This is a genomic window from Methylobacterium sp. WL12, assembly GCF_008039475.1.
Classification (GTDB): Bacteria; Pseudomonadota; Alphaproteobacteria; order Rhizobiales; family Beijerinckiaceae; genus Methylobacterium; species Methylobacterium cerastii.
In genome coordinates, this window is record NZ_VRUW01000267.1 from 1 (window position 1) to 237 (window position 237).

Below are 237 nucleotides of genomic sequence, written 5' to 3' on the forward strand. Positions count from 1 at the left end.
TCTCGCGCCGCACGGTGCTGGAGGAGAGTCGCGCCGAGCAGCGCTCCGAGCTCGTGGCCAACCTCGAAGAGGGTCAGGTCATCGACGGCGTCGTCAAGAACATCACCGAGTACGGCGCCTTCGTGGAGCTGGAGCCGGGGATCGAGGGCCTGATCCACGTCTCCGAGATGAGCTGGACCAAGAAGAACGTCCACCCCGGCAAGATCGTCTCCACCTCGCAGGAAGTGGAAGTGCAGA

General features: G+C 64.1%; 1 protein-coding gene. It reads left to right on the top strand.

Annotated features, from left to right (window positions below; genetic code table 11):
- Nucleotides 1-237 (top strand): S1 RNA-binding domain-containing protein (locus FV226_RS27815; RefSeq protein ID WP_147765440.1); only part of this gene is annotated, 237 nt, incomplete at both ends.